Annotated in this window: 1 protein-coding gene; it reads right to left on the bottom strand. The window is 51.8% G+C overall.

Annotated elements, in window-relative coordinates; translation table 11 throughout:
* The coding region (locus V7S65_RS32190) for a condensation domain-containing protein (RefSeq protein WP_339547043.1) at positions 1–1,205 on the bottom strand (1,205 nt) is incomplete at both ends.

Here is a 1,205-nt window from a genome sequence, read left to right as displayed (position 1 = left end):
GTGCTGCGGATATGTGATAACAGCGAGAGAAAATTATCTCCGCCGCTGAAGCGGCTACGCAACGCTACCGTGTTCAGGTAAAAACCAATCTGTCCTTCCAGCTCTGCATGCTCACGACCTGCTACCGGGCTGCCGATAATAATATCTTCCTGGCCCGTATAACGGTAAAATAAAGCGTTCAATACCCCTAACAGGCCCATAAACAAGGTGCTCTGCTGCTGCTGGCACAATGCCTGCAAACCTTGCGTCAACGCCGGACTGATACCAGTGGACAGCATATATCCGTTGTAGGTTTTCACCGCCGGCCGTACGCGGCTGCCTGGTAATTCCAATACCGGCAGCTCCCCTCCAAATTGTGTTTCCCAGTAATCTTTATGTACTCCATACGCCTGTTGCTGCTGCCAGGCGGTAAAGTCTTTGTATTGGATACGTAAAGGAGATAAGGACAGTTCCTCGTTCTTCACATAACTGTTGTAATAAGCCAGCACTTCTTCCCGCAACAACTCCATCGACCAGCCATCACTGATGATGTGATGCATCGTATAATGGAAAATACAGCGACCGGAAGATAACCGGATCAGCCCTGCCCGCAGCAGCGGGAAGCTGCCCAGGTCAAATACTTTTCCCGAGTAGCCTGCAATATAAGCAGGCACCTGGCTTTCATTTTCCAGTGCCGCATCATCCAGTTTAAACACGGCTGCTGACGGTTCCAGCACAACCTGCCGCAACCCGCTACCGGCTCCTTCCCGGAAAACGGTCCGTAAAATTTCATGACGACCGATCACCCGGTTAATCGCTGCTTCCAGGTGTGATGACCGGAACATCTCTTCCACCTCCATTTGACCTGACAGGTGGTAAGCCCGGGAGCTGTCTTCCAGCTGGCTGAGTACCCACAGCCGGCGCTGACCATCGGATACCGCATAGTCGGATGCCGGCGCCACCGGCTGAATATCGCTGTATGCCGTCTTCCCCTGCGTGGACAACAACGACGCATGTGCCGATATGGTGGTATGACGGAACAGGTCCTGTACCGATACCTTTACTTCAAAGTGACGTGCATAATGATTGATCAGCTGCATCACTTTTAAACTATGACCTCCCGACACAAAAAAGTCGTCGGTGATGCTAAAGGAGGTATCTGTTCTGAGTACTTCCTGCCAGATAACCACCAGCTGTGCTTCTGTTGCATTGCGGGGAGCTACATA

Source organism: Chitinophaga sp. CCNWYY40 (assembly GCF_037483205.1).
GTDB classification, from domain to species: Bacteria; Bacteroidota; Bacteroidia; order Chitinophagales; family Chitinophagaceae; genus Chitinophaga; species Chitinophaga ginsengisegetis.
Note: the sequence above shows the minus strand (reverse complement) of the source record. Positions and strands in the feature narration are given on the sequence as shown.